At 67.4% G+C, this 17,834-nt stretch carries 18 protein-coding genes; 9 read left to right on the forward strand and 9 right to left on the reverse strand.

Annotated elements, in window-relative coordinates:
* Window positions 1-5 precede the first annotated feature (5 nt).
* On the reverse strand, window positions 6-1,082 hold the full coding sequence (locus AB4Z55_RS04610; protein WP_354561896.1) for a sigma-70 family RNA polymerase sigma factor: 1,077 nt from the start codon (window positions 1,080-1,082) through the stop codon (window positions 6-8).
* A gap of 677 nt (window positions 1,083-1,759) precedes the next feature.
* Between AB4Z55_RS04610 and AB4Z55_RS04615 the strand changes: the two genes are divergently transcribed.
* Window positions 1,760-2,923, forward strand: coding sequence for an ROK family protein (locus tag AB4Z55_RS04615; protein WP_369520981.1), 1,164 nt, complete (start codon window positions 1,760-1,762; stop codon window positions 2,921-2,923).
* 36 nt (window positions 2,924-2,959) lie between these two features.
* Here the strand turns inward: AB4Z55_RS04615 and AB4Z55_RS04620 are convergent, their stop codons facing one another.
* Window positions 2,960-3,805 (reverse strand): ABC transporter permease, encoded by an 846-nt coding sequence (locus AB4Z55_RS04620; RefSeq protein WP_004018977.1) that lies wholly within the window; start codon window positions 3,803-3,805, stop codon window positions 2,960-2,962.
* Window positions 3,805-4,839, reverse strand: coding sequence for an ATP-binding cassette domain-containing protein (locus tag AB4Z55_RS04625; RefSeq protein WP_004018976.1), 1,035 nt, complete (start codon window positions 4,837-4,839; stop codon window positions 3,805-3,807). Before AB4Z55_RS04625 ends, AB4Z55_RS04620 begins: the two co-directional genes overlap by 1 nt.
* A 281-nt stretch (window positions 4,840-5,120) precedes the next feature.
* Here AB4Z55_RS04625 and AB4Z55_RS04630 point away from each other — a divergent pair, with 281 nt between their 5' ends.
* From AB4Z55_RS04630 to AB4Z55_RS04645, 4 genes are read left to right on the forward strand one after another with little or no spacing between them, the layout of a single operon-like run.
* Window positions 5,121-5,522 (forward strand): molybdopterin-binding protein, encoded by a 402-nt coding sequence (locus tag AB4Z55_RS04630; RefSeq protein ID WP_004018975.1) that lies wholly within the window; start codon window positions 5,121-5,123, stop codon window positions 5,520-5,522.
* Window positions 5,519-6,286, forward strand: a complete 768-nt coding sequence (gene modA, locus AB4Z55_RS04635; protein ID WP_369519247.1) for a molybdate ABC transporter substrate-binding protein — start codon at window positions 5,519-5,521, stop codon at window positions 6,284-6,286. The genes AB4Z55_RS04630 and modA overlap by 4 nt, the downstream gene beginning before the upstream one ends.
* A complete protein-coding gene (locus AB4Z55_RS04640; RefSeq protein ID WP_004018973.1) occupies window positions 6,283-7,104 on the forward strand; it encodes an ABC transporter permease in 822 nt (273 codons plus the stop codon). The genes modA and AB4Z55_RS04640 overlap by 4 nt, the downstream gene beginning before the upstream one ends.
* The gene (locus AB4Z55_RS04645) at window positions 7,101-8,189 is read left to right on the forward strand and encodes a sulfate/molybdate ABC transporter ATP-binding protein (protein WP_369519248.1); all 1,089 of its coding nucleotides are present in this window, start codon (window positions 7,101-7,103) and stop codon (window positions 8,187-8,189) included. The genes AB4Z55_RS04640 and AB4Z55_RS04645 overlap by 4 nt, the downstream gene beginning before the upstream one ends.
* Before the next feature lie 25 nt (window positions 8,190-8,214).
* On the opposite strand, the gene AB4Z55_RS04650 is transcribed toward AB4Z55_RS04645, so the two are convergent.
* Window positions 8,215-8,766 (reverse strand): TetR/AcrR family transcriptional regulator, encoded by a 552-nt coding sequence (locus tag AB4Z55_RS04650; protein ID WP_369519249.1) that lies wholly within the window; start codon window positions 8,764-8,766, stop codon window positions 8,215-8,217.
* Between the two features lie 96 nt (window positions 8,767-8,862).
* Here AB4Z55_RS04650 and AB4Z55_RS04655 point away from each other — a divergent pair, with 96 nt between their 5' ends.
* Window positions 8,863-9,777: an alpha/beta hydrolase gene (locus AB4Z55_RS04655; RefSeq protein ID WP_369519250.1), complete on the forward strand. Its 915-nt coding sequence runs from the start codon at window positions 8,863-8,865 to the stop codon at window positions 9,775-9,777.
* Window positions 9,774-10,574 (forward strand): SDR family NAD(P)-dependent oxidoreductase, encoded by an 801-nt coding sequence (locus AB4Z55_RS04660; protein ID WP_369519251.1) that lies wholly within the window; start codon window positions 9,774-9,776, stop codon window positions 10,572-10,574. Before AB4Z55_RS04655 ends, AB4Z55_RS04660 begins: the two co-directional genes overlap by 4 nt.
* Window positions 10,575-10,665: 91 nt before the next feature.
* Here the strand turns inward: AB4Z55_RS04660 and AB4Z55_RS04665 are convergent, their stop codons facing one another.
* Complete coding sequence (locus tag AB4Z55_RS04665; RefSeq protein ID WP_144066044.1) at window positions 10,666-10,956, reverse strand: hypothetical protein; 291 nt, start codon at window positions 10,954-10,956, stop codon at window positions 10,666-10,668.
* A 230-nt stretch (window positions 10,957-11,186) separates the two neighbouring features.
* On the opposite strand from AB4Z55_RS04665, the gene AB4Z55_RS04670 reads away from it, so the two are divergent.
* Window positions 11,187-11,495, forward strand: a complete 309-nt coding sequence (locus AB4Z55_RS04670; RefSeq protein WP_369520982.1) for a hypothetical protein — start codon at window positions 11,187-11,189, stop codon at window positions 11,493-11,495.
* A gap of 369 nt (window positions 11,496-11,864) precedes the next feature.
* On the opposite strand, the gene AB4Z55_RS04675 is transcribed toward AB4Z55_RS04670, so the two are convergent.
* Together AB4Z55_RS04675 and AB4Z55_RS04680 are read right to left on the reverse strand one after the other, a co-directional pair.
* Window positions 11,865-12,788, reverse strand: coding sequence for an adenylate/guanylate cyclase domain-containing protein (locus tag AB4Z55_RS04675; RefSeq protein ID WP_239402331.1), 924 nt, complete (start codon window positions 12,786-12,788; stop codon window positions 11,865-11,867).
* A gap of 65 nt (window positions 12,789-12,853) precedes the next feature.
* Window positions 12,854-14,260: an MFS transporter gene (locus tag AB4Z55_RS04680; protein WP_369519252.1), complete on the reverse strand. Its 1,407-nt coding sequence runs from the start codon at window positions 14,258-14,260 to the stop codon at window positions 12,854-12,856.
* A 116-nt stretch (window positions 14,261-14,376) separates the two neighbouring features.
* On the opposite strand from AB4Z55_RS04680, the gene AB4Z55_RS04685 reads away from it, so the two are divergent.
* On the forward strand, window positions 14,377-15,699 hold the full coding sequence (locus AB4Z55_RS04685; protein ID WP_369519253.1) for an FAD-dependent oxidoreductase: 1,323 nt from the start codon (window positions 14,377-14,379) through the stop codon (window positions 15,697-15,699).
* Between the two features lie 44 nt (window positions 15,700-15,743).
* Here the strand turns inward: AB4Z55_RS04685 and AB4Z55_RS04690 are convergent, their stop codons facing one another.
* Together AB4Z55_RS04690 and AB4Z55_RS04695 are read right to left on the reverse strand one after the other, a co-directional pair.
* Window positions 15,744-16,793, reverse strand: coding sequence for an alcohol dehydrogenase catalytic domain-containing protein (locus AB4Z55_RS04690; protein ID WP_369519254.1), 1,050 nt, complete (start codon window positions 16,791-16,793; stop codon window positions 15,744-15,746).
* Between the two features lie 2 nt (window positions 16,794-16,795).
* Window positions 16,796-17,833: an NADP-dependent oxidoreductase gene (locus tag AB4Z55_RS04695; RefSeq protein WP_239402327.1), complete on the reverse strand. Its 1,038-nt coding sequence runs from the start codon at window positions 17,831-17,833 to the stop codon at window positions 16,796-16,798.
* Window position 17,834 lies beyond the last annotated feature (1 nt).

Raw genomic sequence — 17,834 nt, forward strand, 5'->3', positions numbered from 1 at the left:
CGAGGTCAGTGCCAGGGGCTCGCCGTGGAACGTGCCGGTGCGTCGTACGGAGTCGCCGGGAGCCCGAAGCGCGCGAAGTCGGCTTCCATGTCGGCACTGAAGAAGGCGACGACATGGCTGACCTTCTGCGTGGCGGCGTCGACCTCGAGCACCTGGAGCTGGAACGGACGGTGGACGCCGTCGGGTTCGCGCATGTACAACCCGTACGCGGGCTGTCCGTTGGCGGTGGTGGGCAACAGGATCTGATCGCCGGCCTTCTCGGCCGGGCAATTGCGGCGGATGAGGGTTCCGATGTTCTCCGCGCCCTGGTACCAGCCGGTGAAGGGCGGCATCTCCCAGATCGCTTTGTCGGTGAACAGTTCGACCATGGCGTCGACGTCGTAGCGCTCGAAGGCCGACACATAGCGTGCCAGGAGTTCGCGCTTCGCATCGTCGTCGAGTGTCGCCGCGGCGCCGTCTCCGGCCGAATCCTGTTGCGGCCGTGCGGTCTTGACCTGCTCACGAGCCCGCTGCAGCAGGCTGTTCACGGTGGCGGTCGTGACACCGATGGTGTCGGCGACCTCGGCGGCGCGCCACTGCAGCACGTCGCGCAGGATGAGGACTGCCCGTTGCCGCTCGGGCAGATGCTGCAGTGCGGCGATGAACGCGAGTCGGACCGATTCGCGGGCGCCGACCACGTATGCGGGGTCCGCGTCGTCGCCGGGCGCGATCTCGTCGGTGGTGCCGGCGTACGGCTCGAGCCAGGGCACCTCGTGGTTCTGCAACAGGTCGTCCGTGGGGTCGAAGGCGTCGCCGCCGAGGCCGGAGGGAAGTGGCCGCCGCTGCGAACTCTGTAGAGCCGTCAAGCACGTGTTGGTCGCGATCTTGTGCAGCCAGGTGCGCACGGATGCCCGATGGTCGAACTTCGCGTAGCCGCGCCATGCTCGGAGGAAGGTCTCCTGGGCGAGGTCCTCGGCGTCGTGATGGGAGCCGGTCATCCGGTAGCAGTGCGCAATGATCTCGCGCCGGAACGGCTCGCTGACCTCGAGGAACTCGGCGTCGGTCACGGCGCCGGACTCAGCCGCGGGAGTGGTTGTGGTCATGCTCACAATCTACCGGGGTGCACCGACAGGCTCGACCCGAGTGGCCAAGCCGACCACGGTCCGCTTCTCCTCGGTCCGCAGGTCGGACCACCGGACGCCGAACGGGTTCGAATCAGGGTGAGTGCAACCCCTGTCCGTGCCGCGCCACGGGCCTATTCTCGCCGGTGGACGCGTGTGCGACCGGTCGTCGACGCCCATGAGCGAGGGCCGGACGGGCTTGCCGGTGCGGGGTCGCGTTGCTAGCTTGATCCGCATGACAAGTGCCGACCACAGCCTCACGGAGGTCACCTATGTGACCACCGCGCTGGGTTGTCGTCTGCCGCTTGCACGCGTTCTCTGTTGTTGCCGTCGAATGCGCTGACCGACCCCCGCCGAGTCAATCTCCTCCCCGGGGCGTCGTTTCTCGAGTCTCTTCTCAGAGCACCAGCTTCCGGCTTCCGCCCCGCGACCCGCGGGGTCTTTCGACGAGGACGATCATGACCGCCACACTGCCCGAACTCTCCACCCGCACCCTGCGCACCGCCCCCGCCTCTCCTGTCCGGCGTCAGCCGGTCACCCGCGCGGTGCGTCGCGCTCCTCTGGGCACCCGCCAGCCCGTACCGTTGACTTCCGTACCGCCGACTCGGACCCCGGGTCCGGTCGCCGACCGACGCGGACCAGTGAAGGGGGACCAGCGGGTGCACGTCGCAACGCCGCGCCTGGAGTTGTCGACCAAACCCGCGGCACTCGTCCTCCGGGCCGCCCGACTGTCCAGCCCGCTGTTCCGCGACGACGCGGCCGAGCGCACCGGGCTCAGCATCTCCACGGTCAATCGTCAGGTGAGCGCGCTGCTGAAGGCGGGCCTGATCCGTGAACGGGCCGACCTCGCGCCGTCGGGCGCCATCGGACGGCCGCGGTTGCCCTTCGAGGTCAACATCTCCGAGTTCCTCACGCTGGGCATCCACATCGGCTACAAGGTCACCGCGATCACGACCCACGACCTGCTGCACCGCGTCGTCGGTGCCATCCAGATCCCGACCCCGCACGCCGACTCGCCGGAAGAAGCGCTCACCGCCATCGGCGTCAGCGCCCGGCGTTTCGCCGAGCGCTGGACGGGCCGGCGGGTGCTGTGGGTGGGCGTCGCGCTCGGTGGACGCGTGGCCGACGGCGGTGTCGTCGACCACCCCCGGCTCGGCTGGGAGGGTGCCCAGGTCGGCCGGACAATCGCCGAGGCCGTCGGACTGCCCGTGTCGGTGGCGTCCCACGTGGAGGCGATGGCCGCCGCCGAACTCGTACTCAATCCCGACGATCAGCAGTCGAGCTTCCTCTACTTCTACGCGCGCGAGATGCTCGGCATCGCCTTCAGCGTCGGCGGGACCGTGCACACCCCGACCGCCGGTCCGCCGGTGATCGGGCACTTCCCGACAGGCTCGACAACTCTGCTCGATCCGAATCGGACCGGTCGTCTGGAACCCGCGGTCAGCGACACCGGTGTCGTGGAAGCAGCTCGGGCGCTTGGTCTCTCGGTGGTCGACGTCGAGGACGTGCATGCTCTGGCGCGCAACGGTGACGTGACGGCGCGTCGTCTGCTCGAAGAGCGCGCGGAGGTGCTCGGACGGACAGTCGGGCTCATCGCCGACATCTTCAACCCGGACCACATCATCCTGGGCGGTCAGGCCTTCACCGACTACGCGGCCGGACTGCCCACGGTGGCTCGTGCCGTGCGGGAGACCTCGATAGTGTCCAAACGCGATGTGCGCGTCTCCCATTCGGGGGCGACCGTGCAGCAGCAGGCCGCCGGCGCGGTATCGCTCGACGCGATATACAGCGACCCGCTGCAGGCAATCACGTTGACTGCCTGAGCGGGTCGCGTCGACGAACCCCGGTCGGGTGGTGGGTCAGTCCGAGGTTCGTTTGTTGTAGGCGCGCAGCGCGAACGGACCGAAGATCAGCGTCAGCGCAACCGTCCAGATCAGGGTGGCCACAACCGGATACTGCATGGGGAGCGCCGCGTCCGAACCGAAGGCCGGGCCGTTGCCCCACAGCACACGCAACGACTGGACCAGTGACGACATCGGATTCCATTCGGCGATCGTCCGCAGCCAGGTGGGCATCGGTTCGGTCGGGACGAACGCGTTCGACAGGAACGTGATCGGGAACAGGACCGAGAACATGAAGCCGTTGACGGCCTCGACGGTCCGCAGCCACGATCCGATGAGGATGCCGAACCAGATCATCGCGAAGCCGAACAGCAGGAGCAGCGCGAACGCGAGGACCGCCTCACCGAACGAGCCGCGGATCCGCCAGCCGATGGCCAAGCCGGTCACAGCCATGACGACGATGCCGATCGAGCTGTGCAGCAGGCTCGCGATACTGCGTCCGATCAGCACCGACGACCGTTGGATGGGCAGCGATCGGAACCGGTCGATGATGCCCTTCTCCAGGTCGGCGGTGATACCGGTGGACACGATGAACGCGGTGAACACGATCGTCTGGCCCATGATGCCCGGGAGCAGGAACTCTTTGTACGACGCCGAGTCGGTCTGGATCGACGCGCCGAACACGTAGGCGAACAGCAGCACGAACATGATCGGCTGGATGGTGACATCGGAGAGCATCTCCGGCATCCGCTTGGTGTGGATCATGTTGCGCTTGACCATGATCCAGGCCTGTTGCCAGATCGTGGTCGGGTGGATCCGCGGCTTGTCCGCGACCACCGCGTGGGTGTGTGCCGTGGTCGTCATCAGGAACGCTCCTCGTCGGTGGTGTTGTCGGTGTCCTCGGCGTTGCTGGACTCCTCCGCACGGTGGCCGGTGAGCGAGAGGAAGACGTCGTCGAGGCTCGGACGGGAGAGCCCGAAGTCGTCGACGGCGATGCCGCTCTCGTCGAACCAGGCCGCAACACGCGGCAGGTCGCCCAGGCCGGCGGCGGCGGTCGTGAGCCGGCGGGCCGCCACGTCGACGAACACCTCCGCACCGTTCTTGCGCAGCAGGGCCTCCGCGGCGGGTAGATCGTCGGCGTGCGAAACGGTCAGCACCAGGCTGGCCGAGCCCGCCTGCTCCTTGAGTTGCAGTGACGTGCCGTGCGCGATGATCGTGCCCTTGTCGATGACGACGATGTCGTCGGCGAGCTGATCTGCTTCCTCGAGATACTGCGTCGTGAGCAGCAACGTGGTGCCGTCGGCGACGAGTTCGCGCAGGACCTCCCAGAGTTCGGAGCGGCTGCGCGGGTCGAGGCCGGTTGTCGGCTCGTCGAGGAAGAGCACCGGCGGCGTGGCCAGCAGACTGACCGCGAGGTCGAGCCGACGACGCATGCCGCCGGAGTACGACTTGACCTGTTTGTCACCGGCGTCGGCGAGCGAGAACTGCTCGAGGAGCTCGTCGGATCGTCGCGCGAGGGTCTTGCGTCCGATGCCGTAGAGCCCGCCGATCATGCGCAGGTTCTCGCGACCCGTCAGGATCTCGTCGACCGTGGCGGCCTGTCCGGTCAGGCCCATGTTCTGCCGGACCATCCCGGGTTGCTCGCGGACGTCGTAGCCGGCGATGCGCGCCGTGCCGCTCGTGGGTGGTGAGAGGGTGGTCATCATGCGGACGGTGGTGGTCTTGCCCGCGCCATTGGGGCCGAGCAGGCCGAGCACGGAGCCTCGCGGCACGGTGAAACTCACGCCGTCGACCGCCGTGAAATCGCCGAAGCGTTTCACCAGGTCGATGGCTTCGATGGCGACGTCGGACGTCGCGACTTCTCCCGGCGCGGTGGCGGGAACTGTGACTGAGCTCATGATTCTCCACGGTATCTATGGGGTGTGACAGCCGCGACCGAATTTCGTGGCGTCCGGGTGACGTCGGGGAACAATTCAGGGCACCTTCGGGGTGTGGTGGTCATCGTCGAGAGGTCAGACCGTCCTCCCGCACCGAACTCATCGGTATCGGCACCAGGAATCCGACGGCCGGATCGAATTCGAGCGTAGAACCTCAAGCTCGGTTGAGGTCAAGGTCGTCGGTTTGCTCGTACGCGGAGATACAGCGCGTCTATTGCCGCTGATGCGGGTACGGTGTCGCAGTGACCGCAATTCGAATCAGGGACGCCGCCGCGCTGCTGGGCGTCAGTGACGACACCGTCCGGCGCTGGGTCGCGACCGGCGTCCTGGAGGCCTCCGACGACGGACCCGTCGCCACCGTCGACGGGGCGCGGCTCGCCGCCCTCGCCCGCGAGCGCGCGGTGGCACCGGACGACGGGGCATCGGTCGGACGCTCGGCTCGCAATCGGTTCACCGGGCTCGTCACCGACGTCCGCACGGATGTGGTGATGGCCCAGGTGACCCTGCAGTGCGGACCGTTCGAAGTGACGTCGCTGATGAGTGCGGACGCCGTTCGCGAACTCGATCTGCGGCCCGGCGTCGTGGCCACGGCCGTCGTCAAGGCGACGACCGTGATCGTCGAGACCAACCGGGAGAACAGATGAGAAGGCTTGCCGTCGCGGTCGCGACGACCGGACTGCTGCTCGTGGCGGGGTGCTCGTCGTCCGGCGGAACGGACACCGACTCCACCGAATCCACCGCCACGACGACCCTCGACGTGTCGGCGGCGGCCTCGCTGAAGAAGACGTTCACCGCGATCGCCGACGAGTTCGAGCAACAGCACGACGGGGTCACGGTGCGCATCTCGTTCGACGGTTCGTCCACGCTGGCCAACCAGATCGAGCAGGGCGCGCCGGCCGACGTGTTCGCGAGTGCCGACGAGAAGAACATGGACAAACTCGGCGATCTCGCCGTCGGCCCGGCGGTCTTCGCCACGAACACACTCGTGATCGTCACGGCGCCGGGCAATCCCGGTGGCATCGCGTCGTTCGCCGACCTGAACAAGCCCGACGTGACGGCGGTCATCTGCCAGTCGGCTCAGCCGTGCGGTGCCGCGACCGAGACCGTCGAGCGCAACACCGGTGTCACCGTCGACGCCGCCTCCGAGGAACAGTCGGTGAGCGCGGTGTTGACCAAGGTGACGACCGGCCAGGCGGACGCGGGTGTGGTCTATGTGACCGACGCCCGAGGGGTCGGTGACAAGGTGGCCACCGTGACCGACCCGGCCTTCGCGGCCGTCGTGAACTCCTATCCGATCGCGACCCTCACCGGGGCCCGGAATGCCGACCTCGCCAACCAATTCGTCGACCTCGTCCGCGGCGCGGATGGTCAACGCATCCTGCGCGAGGCCGGCTTCGGAGCGCCTTGACCATCAGTTCGTTCATCCGCTCACGACGCGACCCCGCGGGGTTGCCCGGGTGGACGTACGGCCTGGCACTGATCGGTGTCGGACTGATCGTCCTCCCTCCGCTGGCGCTCCTACTCCGTTCGCCGTGGGCCACCTTCGTCGAGCAGATCTCGTCACCCTCGTCGCTCGACGCACTGCGATTGTCGCTGATCACCGCCGGTGCCAGCACCGTCATCTGCCTGATCGTCGGGGTGCCGATGGCGCTGATCTTCGCGCGACACGACGGTCCGGTCATTCGAGTGCTCCGCGCACTGGTGTTGCTGCCCTTGGTGTTACCGCCCGTGGTCGGCGGTCTCGCATTGCTGTACACCTTCGGCCGGCTCGGGATCGTCGGCGAGCGCCTGCACGCGGCCGGCCTCGACATCGCGTTCACGACAGCGGCTGTCGTGCTCGCACAGACCTTCGTGGCGCTGCCGTTCCTCGTGATCAGCGTCGAGGGCGCGGTGCGCGTCGTCGGGACGCGATACGAGGAGGTCGCCGCGACCCTGGGTGCCGGTCCGACCCGGACCCTGTGGCGGGTCACCCTCCCGTTGGTCCTGCCGTCTCTCGTCGCGGGCCTGGTACTCGCTTTCGCGCGGGCGCTGGGGGAGTTCGGTGCGACCATCACGTTCGCCGGAAATGCGCCCGGGGTGACCCAGACCGCGCCGCTGGCCATCTATGTGTCGGCCATCGACGACCCACAGGCCGCGATCCCGTTGTCGCTCATCCTCGTCGCCGTGTCGTTGGTCGTCGTCGTGGGAGTGCACAGCCGCCGGTCGCGTCTTGGGGGTGGCTTGTGACCGGAGTGGATCTGGAGGTGTCCATCGACCTCACGGTGCCCGCGTTGCGCGTCGAGCACCGTTTCGCCGCCGGCACGACCACCGCGGTCGTCGGGCCCAACGGGGCGGGCAAATCGACGATGTTGCGCGTTGTCGCCGGCCTGTTGCGTCGAGATGACCGGTGCCGGATAGCTCTTGGCGACAGGGTGTTCAGCGACACCACGACGTTCGTGCCGCCGAGCCGGCGTGGAATCGCACTGCTGTCGCAGGATGCTCGCCTTTTCCCGCATCTGACGGTCGCCGACAACGTGGGGTTCGCGCCTGCGGCGCAGCGTCTGGCGAGGTCGGAGATCCGGGAACGAGTGGAACGCTGGCTGTCGGCAACCGAGGTCGCCGACCTCGCCGACCGCAAGCCGCACCAGCTCTCCGGTGGGCAGGCACAACGCGTCGCGATCGCTCGGGCCCTCGCCGCGCAACCGCGAATACTGCTGTTGGACGAGCCTTTCCGTGCACTCGACGTCGACGTCGCGAGCCGGTTGCGAGCACTGCTGCGTACTCTTCTCGCCGACCGGGACCGCACGACGATCATGGTCACCCACGACCCGGTGGACGCTCTCGGGCTGTGCGACGACATCATGGTCCTGGAGGGCGGCCGCGTCGTCGAATCCGGCTCCGCGCGCGATGTTCTGACACGTCCCACAAGTCGTTTCGCGGCGTCGTTGTCCGGGCTCAACCTGTTCGTGGGCATCCTGGACGAGGACGACGCCGTCGTCGACCCGTCAGGCAATCGGGTCGTCGGCAGCGCCGGTGACGACGGGCCACAACCGGGTGCGGGCGCCGCTGCCACGTTCTCGCCACGGGCCGTCGCCGTCTACCTCGAAGCACCCCACGGTAGTCCGCGTACCACGCTGGCCGCCGGCGTCCGTGACATCGCGCCCCGGGGTGACCACGCCGTGGTGACCGCCGAGGTGGGGAAGCAACTCGTCGCGGCCGAGGTCACCTGGGCGGCGGTCGCCGACCTCGGGCTCGTCACCGGACTCGCGGTCTACCTGGTGGTCAAGGCGAGTGAAGTGCGGATCAGCGCCGTGGGCCCGGGCTCGCTCTGACCTTGTGTTCACAGCGAAGAGTGGGTCAGCTCGTGGCCGACGGCCATCGAGCGGCCAGTGTCTCGCATATGGTGCGCTGTTCGTCCTCGTCCTGCCCGTGCGTCAACAGTCCCTCGACGGTGAACACGGCAATCGTCACCTCGGCGTCGACGGTCTCCGGAGGGACGCCCAGTGTCTCCAGTTCGGCACGGAACAAAGTCGCCGTGAGGAGGTGAAAGTTGTTGTGCCACTCCGCCACTACTGGTGAATGCGGCACGCGAGCGTGCACCGTGGTCACCAGGCCGCTCATCTCGGTCAACCGCCGCACGATCCACAGCACCCGAGCGGCGATCGGCTGGTCGGCAATCGCTTGATACTGGGGCCAGGCATCGGCCATGACGGCGGATACGACGGCAACGAGCACGTCGTCTTTGTCGGCGAAGTACCAGTAGATCGTGTTGGGTGCGACCCCGGCTTCCTTGGCCAGTCTGCTCATCGAGGTCGCCTCGTAACCGCTGTCGATGAACAGTCGCCGGGCGGCCGCGACGATCTCCTGGCGCTTCTCGTCGGCGGCTTGCGGCCTCTTGTTCCGCGCCACTGAAACATCACCTCCACACCAATGCGGTCTTGAACGCCATTCAAGAAGCTGTTAGCTTGTTGAACACCATTCAAGATACCTGGTGGAGGCCCATCCATGACGCGTCAGTTCACCTACGTCCGATCCGATGTCACGTTCACGTCCGGCGAAGTCCGGTGCGCAGCCTGGCTCTACCGGCCGGAGGGTGTCGTGAACCCGCCCATCGTCGTCCTCGCTCACGGGTTCGCCGCATTTCGTGAACTGAGGCTCGACGCCTACGCCGCGCGATTTGCCCAGGCGGGGTACGCCGCCCTTGTCTTCGACTACCGCCATTGGGGTGCGAGCGAGGGCTCACCTCGTCGCATTCTCGACATCAGAAAACAGCACGCTGACTGGGATGCCGCACTCGCCTACGTCCGAGGTCTGGAGGGTATCGATACGCGTCGCGTGGTGGCCTGGGGGTCGTCGTTCGGCGGCGGCCACGTTCTGAGACTGGCCGCTCGCGACCACCATGTGGCCGCCGCGATCGTCCAGGTTCCGCATGTGAGCGGCCCCGCATCCGCGTTCTCCCGGTCTCCGGCTCTGGTGGCACGCCTGATCGCTGGCGGAGTGCGTGATCAGTTCCGAGCATGGACAGGACGGGCGCCCTACCGGATGGCCGCGATCGGGCGACCCGGGGAGATCGCGATGATGACCTCGCCCGGTGCTTACGAGCAAGTCGAACGGATGGGGGACATGCGTGAGGAACTGCTCGCCGAGAACGACGTCGCCGCGCGTATCGCGTTGCGTGTGCCGTTCTACTCTCCCGGACGGCACGCATCGGCCATCGAGGCTCCGGTGCTGGTGCAACTCGCGGCGAAGGACGACGTCACGCCGATCGGCAAGGCCCAGGCGGTTGCACGCCGCATACCGAACGGGGAGGTGCACACCTACGATTGTGGTCATTTCGAGCCCTATCTCGACCCGTATTTCGAGTCCATCGTCAGCCGCCAGATCGACTTCCTCGACGGCCATGTCGGTGACCCGCGATGACCCCGAACACTGTCCGTCGAACAGCTCTCGTCACGGGGGCCTCCGCCGGGATCGGATCCGCGTTCGCTCGACATCTCGCCGCCGAGGGCCACGACCTGATCCTGGTGGCGCGACGCGCTGAACGGCTCGACAAGCTCGCGAGCGAACTACGTCAGCAACACGGGGTTCTCGCGGAGGTCATTGCGGCCGACCTGAGTGACCCGAAATCACCCGCCGCGGCGATCGTCGATCGCGCGGACGACATGGGGATGCCGATCGACGTGCTGGTCAACAACGCAGGCATGTCCTCGAGTACCAAGTTCTCCGAGACGCCGTGGGAATCGGTCGCCGCCGAACTCCAGCTCATGGTCACTGCGGTGACCGAGCTGACCCATCGCGTGCTACCGGATATGAAGGCACGGCGCTGGGGACGGATCGTGAACCTGTCGTCTCTCGCCGCGGTATCGCCTCCAGGGGAGGGCTTGCTCTACACCGGAATCAAAAGCTATGTGCTGAACATGTCTCAATCGCTGGATATGGAACTCAGACCGCACGGCATTCATGTGACAGCACTGTGCCCGGGCTTCACGCACAGCGAATTCCATGACGTCATGGGCACGCGCGACGCCGCGGATCGGTTGCCGGGGTTCATGTGGCAGGAACCCGAAGACGTTGTCCGCGAGGGCTGGGCCGCTGTCAACGCAGGAAAACCCGTCTGCATCCCCGGCCTTGTCAACAAGGTGTCAGCGGCAGCGATGCGCCCTATTCCCGGACGTGTCGGCTACTACCTCGGTCGTACACTCAACCCGTTCAAGTAGCAGCAAACGAAGTCACATGAACCCTCGGCAGGCGGCCAGTTCGCGGGGAAAAGACTGCGTCGTGCTGCCTGGCCCGCGCACGCGCATTGTGTCAGGCGGCATCCGGGCGCGGGTTCCAATGACTGATCAGCCACCGCCACCTGCTCAGTCGCCACACCGCGGCGCCGACGATCGGAACGATCCACACGACCCCGATCCATGCCAGGCTGCGCAGAAAGCCGAGGCGGTTACTGATGACGTCGACCGTCGCAAACCCCGACAGCGTGACCCACACCGAGAAAAGCACCAACGCCGCGAAAGCGATGTAGAACGGTCGGTTGAAATCCGCGCTGCACGCAGCATCTCTGGCGCATTCCGATAACCCAGCCTCTGCGAGCAGCACATACACAATCTACTCGTCGTCGACTGCCGCACGGCCACCGTCGAGGGCAATGTTCAGCCGCTCGGGGTAACCCAGGGTTCGCAGCTTGTAGCCACCCCTCGTCGAGTTCACTGACAATCCCGCACAGCCGATGTTGCGTATTGCAGTTGCGTCGTACCGCGAAGCGTTAAGAGTCTCGTCGTGTGAAAGCCGTTGCGTCGACGGAGAAGAACCGGCCGGCGCCGCCGCACGTGGTCTTCGATGACCTCGTCCGCCCTGACCGGCAGCCGTCACGTCCCTGGCTTCACCTGCTCGACGACGAGATGGCGCCCACCGTCCTCGAGTCCGATCGACCCACGCGTGTGGTCTGGTCATCGTTGTGGACCAAACGACCGGACGCTCAGGTCGTCTTCGACCTGAGCGGCGGCCGCAGTGGTACAAATCTGCGGTGGACATTGCTCACCGGACAGCCCGCACCGGATGATCGACAACTGCGTCATCTGTGCCAACGCATCGGCATCCTGATCAACGCCAACCTGCGATACACCTACGGGCAGTAGCCCTGGCGGCCGGTCTAGCGGTTCACGGTGAGGTACTCGGTTGCGTCCGAGCACACCGCGGTAGTGTCCGCCGAACATCCGTCCAAGTGTCTAAGGTCGGTGAGTGGGAACGAGTAGACGGCGTTGCATGCGGCCGTGGTGATGACCAGAAGTCTCTGGTGAGCGGTGGTCCAGGGGCGGTCGGGCTACGCGCGTGATGGAGCCGCCACCTGGACTTGGCGGTCCCGGCTACGGGTTATAGGGCCCGCCCGGGCAACGCGGGCAACATCTGCAGAACCTGGATTCCCAAGTCAGGGCGTCCCATACGGGGGCCGGCACCCTATCCAGGAATCGTGTACCCACTGCATCCCGGTGGCCGACCGCGGCGCCTCACTCCCCGAGCGGCCCGTCGCGGTGGGCTTCGAGCACGCGGGCCTTGAGATGTTTGTAGCCCCGGACGCGCAGTGTCGGTATCGATTTGAGGTAGAAGCGGTCGTCACCACCGAGCTGGTCGGCGATCGCGTCGTCGATGAGTGTGGTTCCGGGACGGGCCGACCCGGCGAGACGCGAGGCGATGTTCACCGGCTCGCCGAAGACGTCTCCGAGTCGGGCGAGGACGGAACCGCGCGCCATGCCGACCCGCAACGGGGGAAGACTGTCGTCCGTGGACAGCTGATGGATCTCCAGTGCTGCACTCGCCGCGGCGGGGGCGTCGTCGAAGGTGAACATGACCGCGTCGCCGAGGGTCTTGATGACGCGCCCACCATGATCCACGACCACGTCGAAGGTGTCGTCCTCGAACGAGCCGAGCAGGGACTCCAGGTCATTCAGATCGATGCGCCGGGAAAGACTTGTATAACCGACGATGTCGGCGAAGCCGACGATCAGGTCGATCTCCTCGTCGTCGGAGTGATCGGTGTGACGCTCGATCGCCTGCGCCATGTGCCGACGCCAGATGAGTTGCTGGATCTGGCCGAGCGCGAGACTCATCTGGTCGAAGTCCCACGGCACCGCGGGGTCGTCGACGATGTCACGCAGCAGGTCGGCTTCCCACTCTGCCAGCCGGGACATCGTCTGTCCGATGGCTCGGGCCATCGCGATCTGGCTGGTCTCCGGCATCGCCGACGAGGAGGACGCGAACATGCGCAGGGCGGCGAGGTCGCGATCGGAGAAGACCTTGTCCGAGGAAGGCTGACGCACGAAACCGAATGCATTCCAAGCCTTCTCGGCGAAATCGGCGGACAGCCCGAGTTCGGCGACCAGTTCGTCGCGAGTGTAGCGGGGGCGGTCCCGCGCTTCCGAGGCGTCGTTCATCCGATCCGAGTCCCATCTCCGGCGTCGGCTCAGCATAGCGGCAGACGGGGGCGCCCGACCCCTCGTCACGCAGAAGGTGCAGCCGCCGCAGCCGCCGCGGACAGGGCGACGGCAACACCGATCATGACGAACCCGAGCGTGTATCCGACGTCCGACGGTGCGTCGGGGGCGTCGCCACCGACGGTGACCAGGCTGGCCATGAGTGCGGCACCCACCGCGCCGCCGACTGTTCGGATGTTGACATTCATCCCACTGACGGCGCCCGTCTGGTCCGGCGGGACGGCGGCGATCACCAAGTTGGAGACCGCGGAGAACGCCAGTCCCAGTCCGACACCGACGATTGTGCACCAGACGTAGATCAGGCCGGCAGCGGTGTGCGCGGCCGCGAGGGCCAGGTAGCCGACAGATGCGACGAGGGAGCCGCTGATCAGCAGGAGTCGGGCGCCGAATCGTCGGGTCAGGCGACCGGCGAACAGTCCCAGCACGAACATCCCGGCCGAGATGGGCATGATCATCAGTCCAGCGAGGGTGCTCGACGCACTGAACCCGAACCCGTCCGTCTGGGAAGCCTGGAGGAACTGCGGCAACGCCGTGAACGCGGCGAACATCCCGACCCCGAGCAGGAAGGACGACAGGTTGCCCGCCCACACGGTCGGCTCCCGCATGATCCGGACATCGATGAGGGGTACCGCACTTCGGAGTTCGACGGCGAGCCACAGTCCGAAGAGCAGAATCGCCATGGCGATGAGCCCGGCGAACTGCCACGCCACCCACCCGATCGTGGGCGCCCGGCTGATGGCGACCAGCAGCGTGAGGAGCCAACCCGCGAGAACGACTGCGGCGGGCCAGTTCACCCGCGCGTCCGACGAGCGTGTGCTGTCCGGTGCGACCACGATTGCCGCGCAGACCGCCGCCAGCGCGATCACCACACACGGCAGGCCGAACAGCCACCTGACGCCGAACGTCGACTCAATTGGTCCCGCGATGACGATCCCCATCCCGAAACCGACCGCGATCAGTGCGGCGATGGACCCGATTGCACCTGCCACACGCGCCGGAGGGAAGACGTCGCGCACGATGCCGAACGCGGCGGGCAACAGACCGCCGGCGACTCCCTGCAGCACGCGCGAGACGATCATGACCGCCAGAGTGGTGGCGAATGCTGCCATCACAGTGCTGATCGCGAGGACCACGAGGCACCAGACGAACACTCTCTTGCGGCCGAACAGGTCCCCGCACCGTCCGATGATCGGGGTGCACACCGATGCCGACAGCAGGAACGACGTGAGGACCCACGTGATGCCGACCGAGTCGGTGCCCAACTCCCGCTGGAGTGCCGGTAGCACCGGGATCACCACCGACTGCAGCATCGCCATCGACGAAACAGCCACCGCGAGAACGAGGAATGTCGGACGGTGAGAGTGATGAACCCCGTCGAGGGGGAAGTCCGGCGCGACCTTGCCATCGGACACGATCCACCCCTTTCCGGGACATAGTGAAGTGAACTCAGTTAAGGTGTGAGGTACGCGCCGAGTCAAGGGGCGGACATGGGCAGAAGCCGCGAACGGTTTCCGAGCGAGGAGAAGACATGAGAGACAACGGCGTCGACCTTCTCGTGATCGGCGCGGGTATGGCCGGTTGCACCGCGGCGGCCAGGGCTGCGACCCAGGGCCTGTCTGTGTGTCTGGTCGACGTCGCCGACGATGTGGGCGGGTCCGCCCGGTACGCGGGTTACGCGTGGACGATGCCCGACCACGAGGTGATGGCCGAGCAGAACCCGGATGGCGACCCGGTGTTGCGTCGGCGATTGGTCGACGGCTTCGGTCCCGCCGTCCACTGGCTGCGCGAGTTCGGCGCCGATGTCGGTCCCGCGCAGCGGATCCTGAGTTACGGCCGCGGTCATCGGTTCGACACCAACCACTACGTCGACCTGTGTCGGAGGACCGTGACGGACCACGGTGGCGAGATACTACTGGGCACGGACACCGAAGAGCTGTTGATGTCGGCGGGCGCGGTCGTCGGTGCCGTCGTCCGGCGCCCCGGGGAGTCGACCCGCGAGATCGAGGCGAGGCACACGCTCGTCGCCACCGGCGGGTTCCAGGCCGACCCGGATCTGCGTGCGCGTCACCTACATCCATCGGCGCGAAACACCGCACTTCGATCGAATCCGAACAGCCGCGGCGGCGGGCTGCGTCTCGCGGCCGCGGCCGGGGCGGCTTTCGGCACCGCCGGCGCGGGCTTCTACGGCCATCTCATCCCCAGCGAGATCACGTTCACCGACGCGGATTACGTCGAACTGGCGTTGTACTACAGCGAGCACGCGCTGCTGTTCAACCTCGACAACAAGCGGTTCACCGACGAGTCGCTCGCCGACCACCTGACGACGATGGAGTTGCTCGCGCAACCGGAGGCGCGCGGCCTGCTGATCGGCGACGCGCGAGTCCATCGCGACTGGATGACGACGGCGTACGTCGAAGGTGCGATCGCGCCGGACAAGTTCGCGCTGGCGAGCAAGCGAGGCGGCCGCGTCGGGGTCGCGGAATCCCTCGACGAACTGCAGTATCTCCCGGAGGAATGGGGTTATGACGGCGCGGTCATCGCCGCCGAGATCGAGTCGTACAACACGGCTGTGCGCGACGGCACGCTATCGGTCCCGCGTGCGCTGGACCCGATGCCGCTGGACGAGCCGCCGTACTACGTCATCGAGACCGTCCCGGCGGTCACCTTCCCGTTCGTCGGCATCCGGATCGACGAGAACGCCCGCGTGACCGATGGGTCCGGTGATCCGATCCCCGGATTGCTCGCCGCCGGGTCGGACACCGGCGGTCTGTGGTACCGCGCCTATGGCGGCGGGTTGGCGACAGCCCTGGTCTTTGGTCTCGCCGCGGCCGACACCGCTGCTTCGGCCTAGCGGTCGCGGGCGGGGAGTCGCGGGCCGCAGGCGCCCCGAGAGGGTCATCCGTTCGGACGCACCACGGCCCGCCCGGCGACCTCCCCACGCCGAAGCAGCTCGTAAGCCCTCGGCGCATCCTCGAGCGTGAATTCCACCGTCTCCGCGGACAAACGGCCGGCAGCGGCGAGCTCGACCACCGCCGACAGGTCCGATCGCGTGCCCCAGAACGGTGCACCCACCTGCCATCCCTGGGCGAGTCCGAGATCTTTGCCCACGAGTACGCGTCCGCCTGCCGTGCCGACCACCACGAGCCGCCCACCGGGTCCGAGGAGCTCCAGGGAAGTCTCCACCGTCGATGGTGCGCCGGCGAAGTCGAGAACGAGGTCGGCGCCGCCGAGACCGCGCACAGCCGGACGAGCCTCGTCGACCGAGGCGTGGGCGGAGATACACCCCAGCGTCGACGCGAGGGCCTGCGCGTCCGGACGCTGATCGACGGCGATCACCGCGGAGACGCCCAATGCCGAGAGGATCTGCACGGCCATGTGGCCGAGCCCGCCGACGCCGATCACGACCGCGACGGTCGACTCGTCCACGACGTCCAGGTTCATCCGAATGGCGTGGAAGGCCGTCAATCCGGCGTCGGCGAGGGGAGCGGCGAGCCCCGGGTCGAGGTCGCCGGTCGGGACGAGCACCTCATCCGACGGCACGAGCAGCTTCTCGGCGAGTCCACCATGGTGGCCCAGGCCATTCCCGATACGCGGTAGGGGCTCGCCCGGGACCCGCGCCAGGTGCAGACAGTAGTTCTCCCGTCCGCGACGGCAATTGCGGCATCGCCGGCAGGCCCAGATGCCGTGCACCACCACGCGCCTGCCGAGCCAGGACGAGTCCGCGGACGGCCCAGCCCCGACGACCGTGCCGGCGGTCTCGTGGCCGAGGGTGAGTGGGAGCGGATAGTCGAAAATGCCCGCGCCGGAGTCCATCACGTGAATGTCCGACAGGCACAGCCCCGCCGCGTCGACGCGCAGGACCAATTCGGCGCCGATGGGTTCGGGGTCGTCGATCTCCCGGACCTCTGGTGGGTCTCCCCATTCGACGAGCTGAACGGCGCGCATGATCAGTTCCTCTCGTCGAGCGTCACGAGCGTCTTGCCGAGGTGATCGCCGTGCAGCATCGCGATCATGGCTGCCGGTGCGGACTCCAGGCCGTCGAAGACCTTCTCGTCGAACCGTATCCGTCCGGCGGACAGATGATCGCCGAGTTCCTCCTGCATCGCCGGGGTGAGGTGATTGAACGAGCCGGCCCGGTAGCCCTCCATGCGGATGCTCTTGGCCACCAACTGGAACAGGTTGTGGGGGCCGGGAACCGGGTCCCCGGCGTCGTAACCGGAGATGGCGCCGCACACGGCGATCCTGCCGCCGGCCCGCATCGCGTCGAGCGCGGCGGTCAGATGGGCGCCGCCGACGCTGTCGAAGTACGCGGTGATGCCCGCGGGAGCAGCCTCGGCGAGTGACTCGGCGAGAGGCCGCGCGCGATGGTCGAACGCCGCGTCGAGGCCGAGCTGGGAGAGCAGATGATCCACCTTCGGCGGGCTGCCCGCCGATCCGATGACGGTGGCACCGCGCTGCCGTGCCAGCTGCGCGACCAGACTGCCGACCGCCCCCGCGGCCGCGGACACCCAGACCGTGTCGTCGGCCTCCACGTCGAGGATCACGGTCACGCCGACGTAGGCGGTGAGGCCGGAACTACCGAGGGGACCGAGGAACCAGTGGTCGGGGAAGCCGCTCGGCTCGATCCGGGTGGGGGCGCCGTACCCACCGAGGGTGCCGGCGTCGCCACCGAGGATCGCGAGGTCGCGGTACCCCTGCGTGTGCGAGACCAGATCGCCCACCGTGAAATCGGGGGACCGGGACTCGACGACCTCGCCGAGGGCGAGACCCGCCAGCGGCTCACCGATGGCCAACGGCGGGAGATATCCGTCCGGCGTCTGGGCTTCCAGCCGGATGCGTAGCGACGGGTCGATCGACAGCCAGGTGTTGCGGACCATGACCTCGCCGTCGGCGAGCGTGCGCACCGGTGTCTCGACGATGTCGAAGTCGTCGGCGCGCAGCGCGCCCTCCGGCCGGCGTGCCAGACACAGCTGTCGGTTGGCCATG

This window comes from Gordonia sp. ABKF26, from assembly GCF_041103195.1.
Classification (GTDB): Bacteria; Actinomycetota; Actinomycetes; order Mycobacteriales; family Mycobacteriaceae; genus Gordonia; species Gordonia terrae.

Coding starts and splice junctions, on each gene's coding strand:
- AB4Z55_RS04685 (WP_369519253.1), top strand. CDS start 14,377: ATGAGAGACAACGGCGTCGACCTTCTCGTGATCGGCGCGGGTATGGCC.
- AB4Z55_RS04620 (WP_004018977.1), bottom strand. CDS start 3,805: ATGACGACCACGGCACACACCCACGCGGTGGTCGCGGACAAGCCGCGG.
- AB4Z55_RS04675 (WP_239402331.1), bottom strand. CDS start 12,788: ATGAACGACGCCTCGGAAGCGCGGGACCGCCCCCGCTACACTCGCGAC.
- AB4Z55_RS04660 (WP_369519251.1), top strand. CDS start 9,774: ATGACCCCGAACACTGTCCGTCGAACAGCTCTCGTCACGGGGGCCTCC.
- AB4Z55_RS04690 (WP_369519254.1), bottom strand. CDS start 16,793: ATGCGCGCCGTTCAGCTCGTCGAATGGGGAGACCCACCAGAGGTCCGG.
- AB4Z55_RS04610 (WP_354561896.1), bottom strand. CDS start 1,082: ATGACCACAACCACTCCCGCGGCTGAGTCCGGCGCCGTGACCGACGCC.
- AB4Z55_RS04625 (WP_004018976.1), bottom strand. CDS start 4,839: ATGAGCTCAGTCACAGTTCCCGCCACCGCGCCGGGAGAAGTCGCGACG.
- AB4Z55_RS04695 (WP_239402327.1), bottom strand. CDS start 17,833: ATGGCCAACCGACAGCTGTGTCTGGCACGCCGGCCGGAGGGCGCGCTG.
- modA (WP_369519247.1), top strand. CDS start 5,519: ATGAGAAGGCTTGCCGTCGCGGTCGCGACGACCGGACTGCTGCTCGTG.
- AB4Z55_RS04655 (WP_369519250.1), top strand. CDS start 8,863: ATGACGCGTCAGTTCACCTACGTCCGATCCGATGTCACGTTCACGTCC.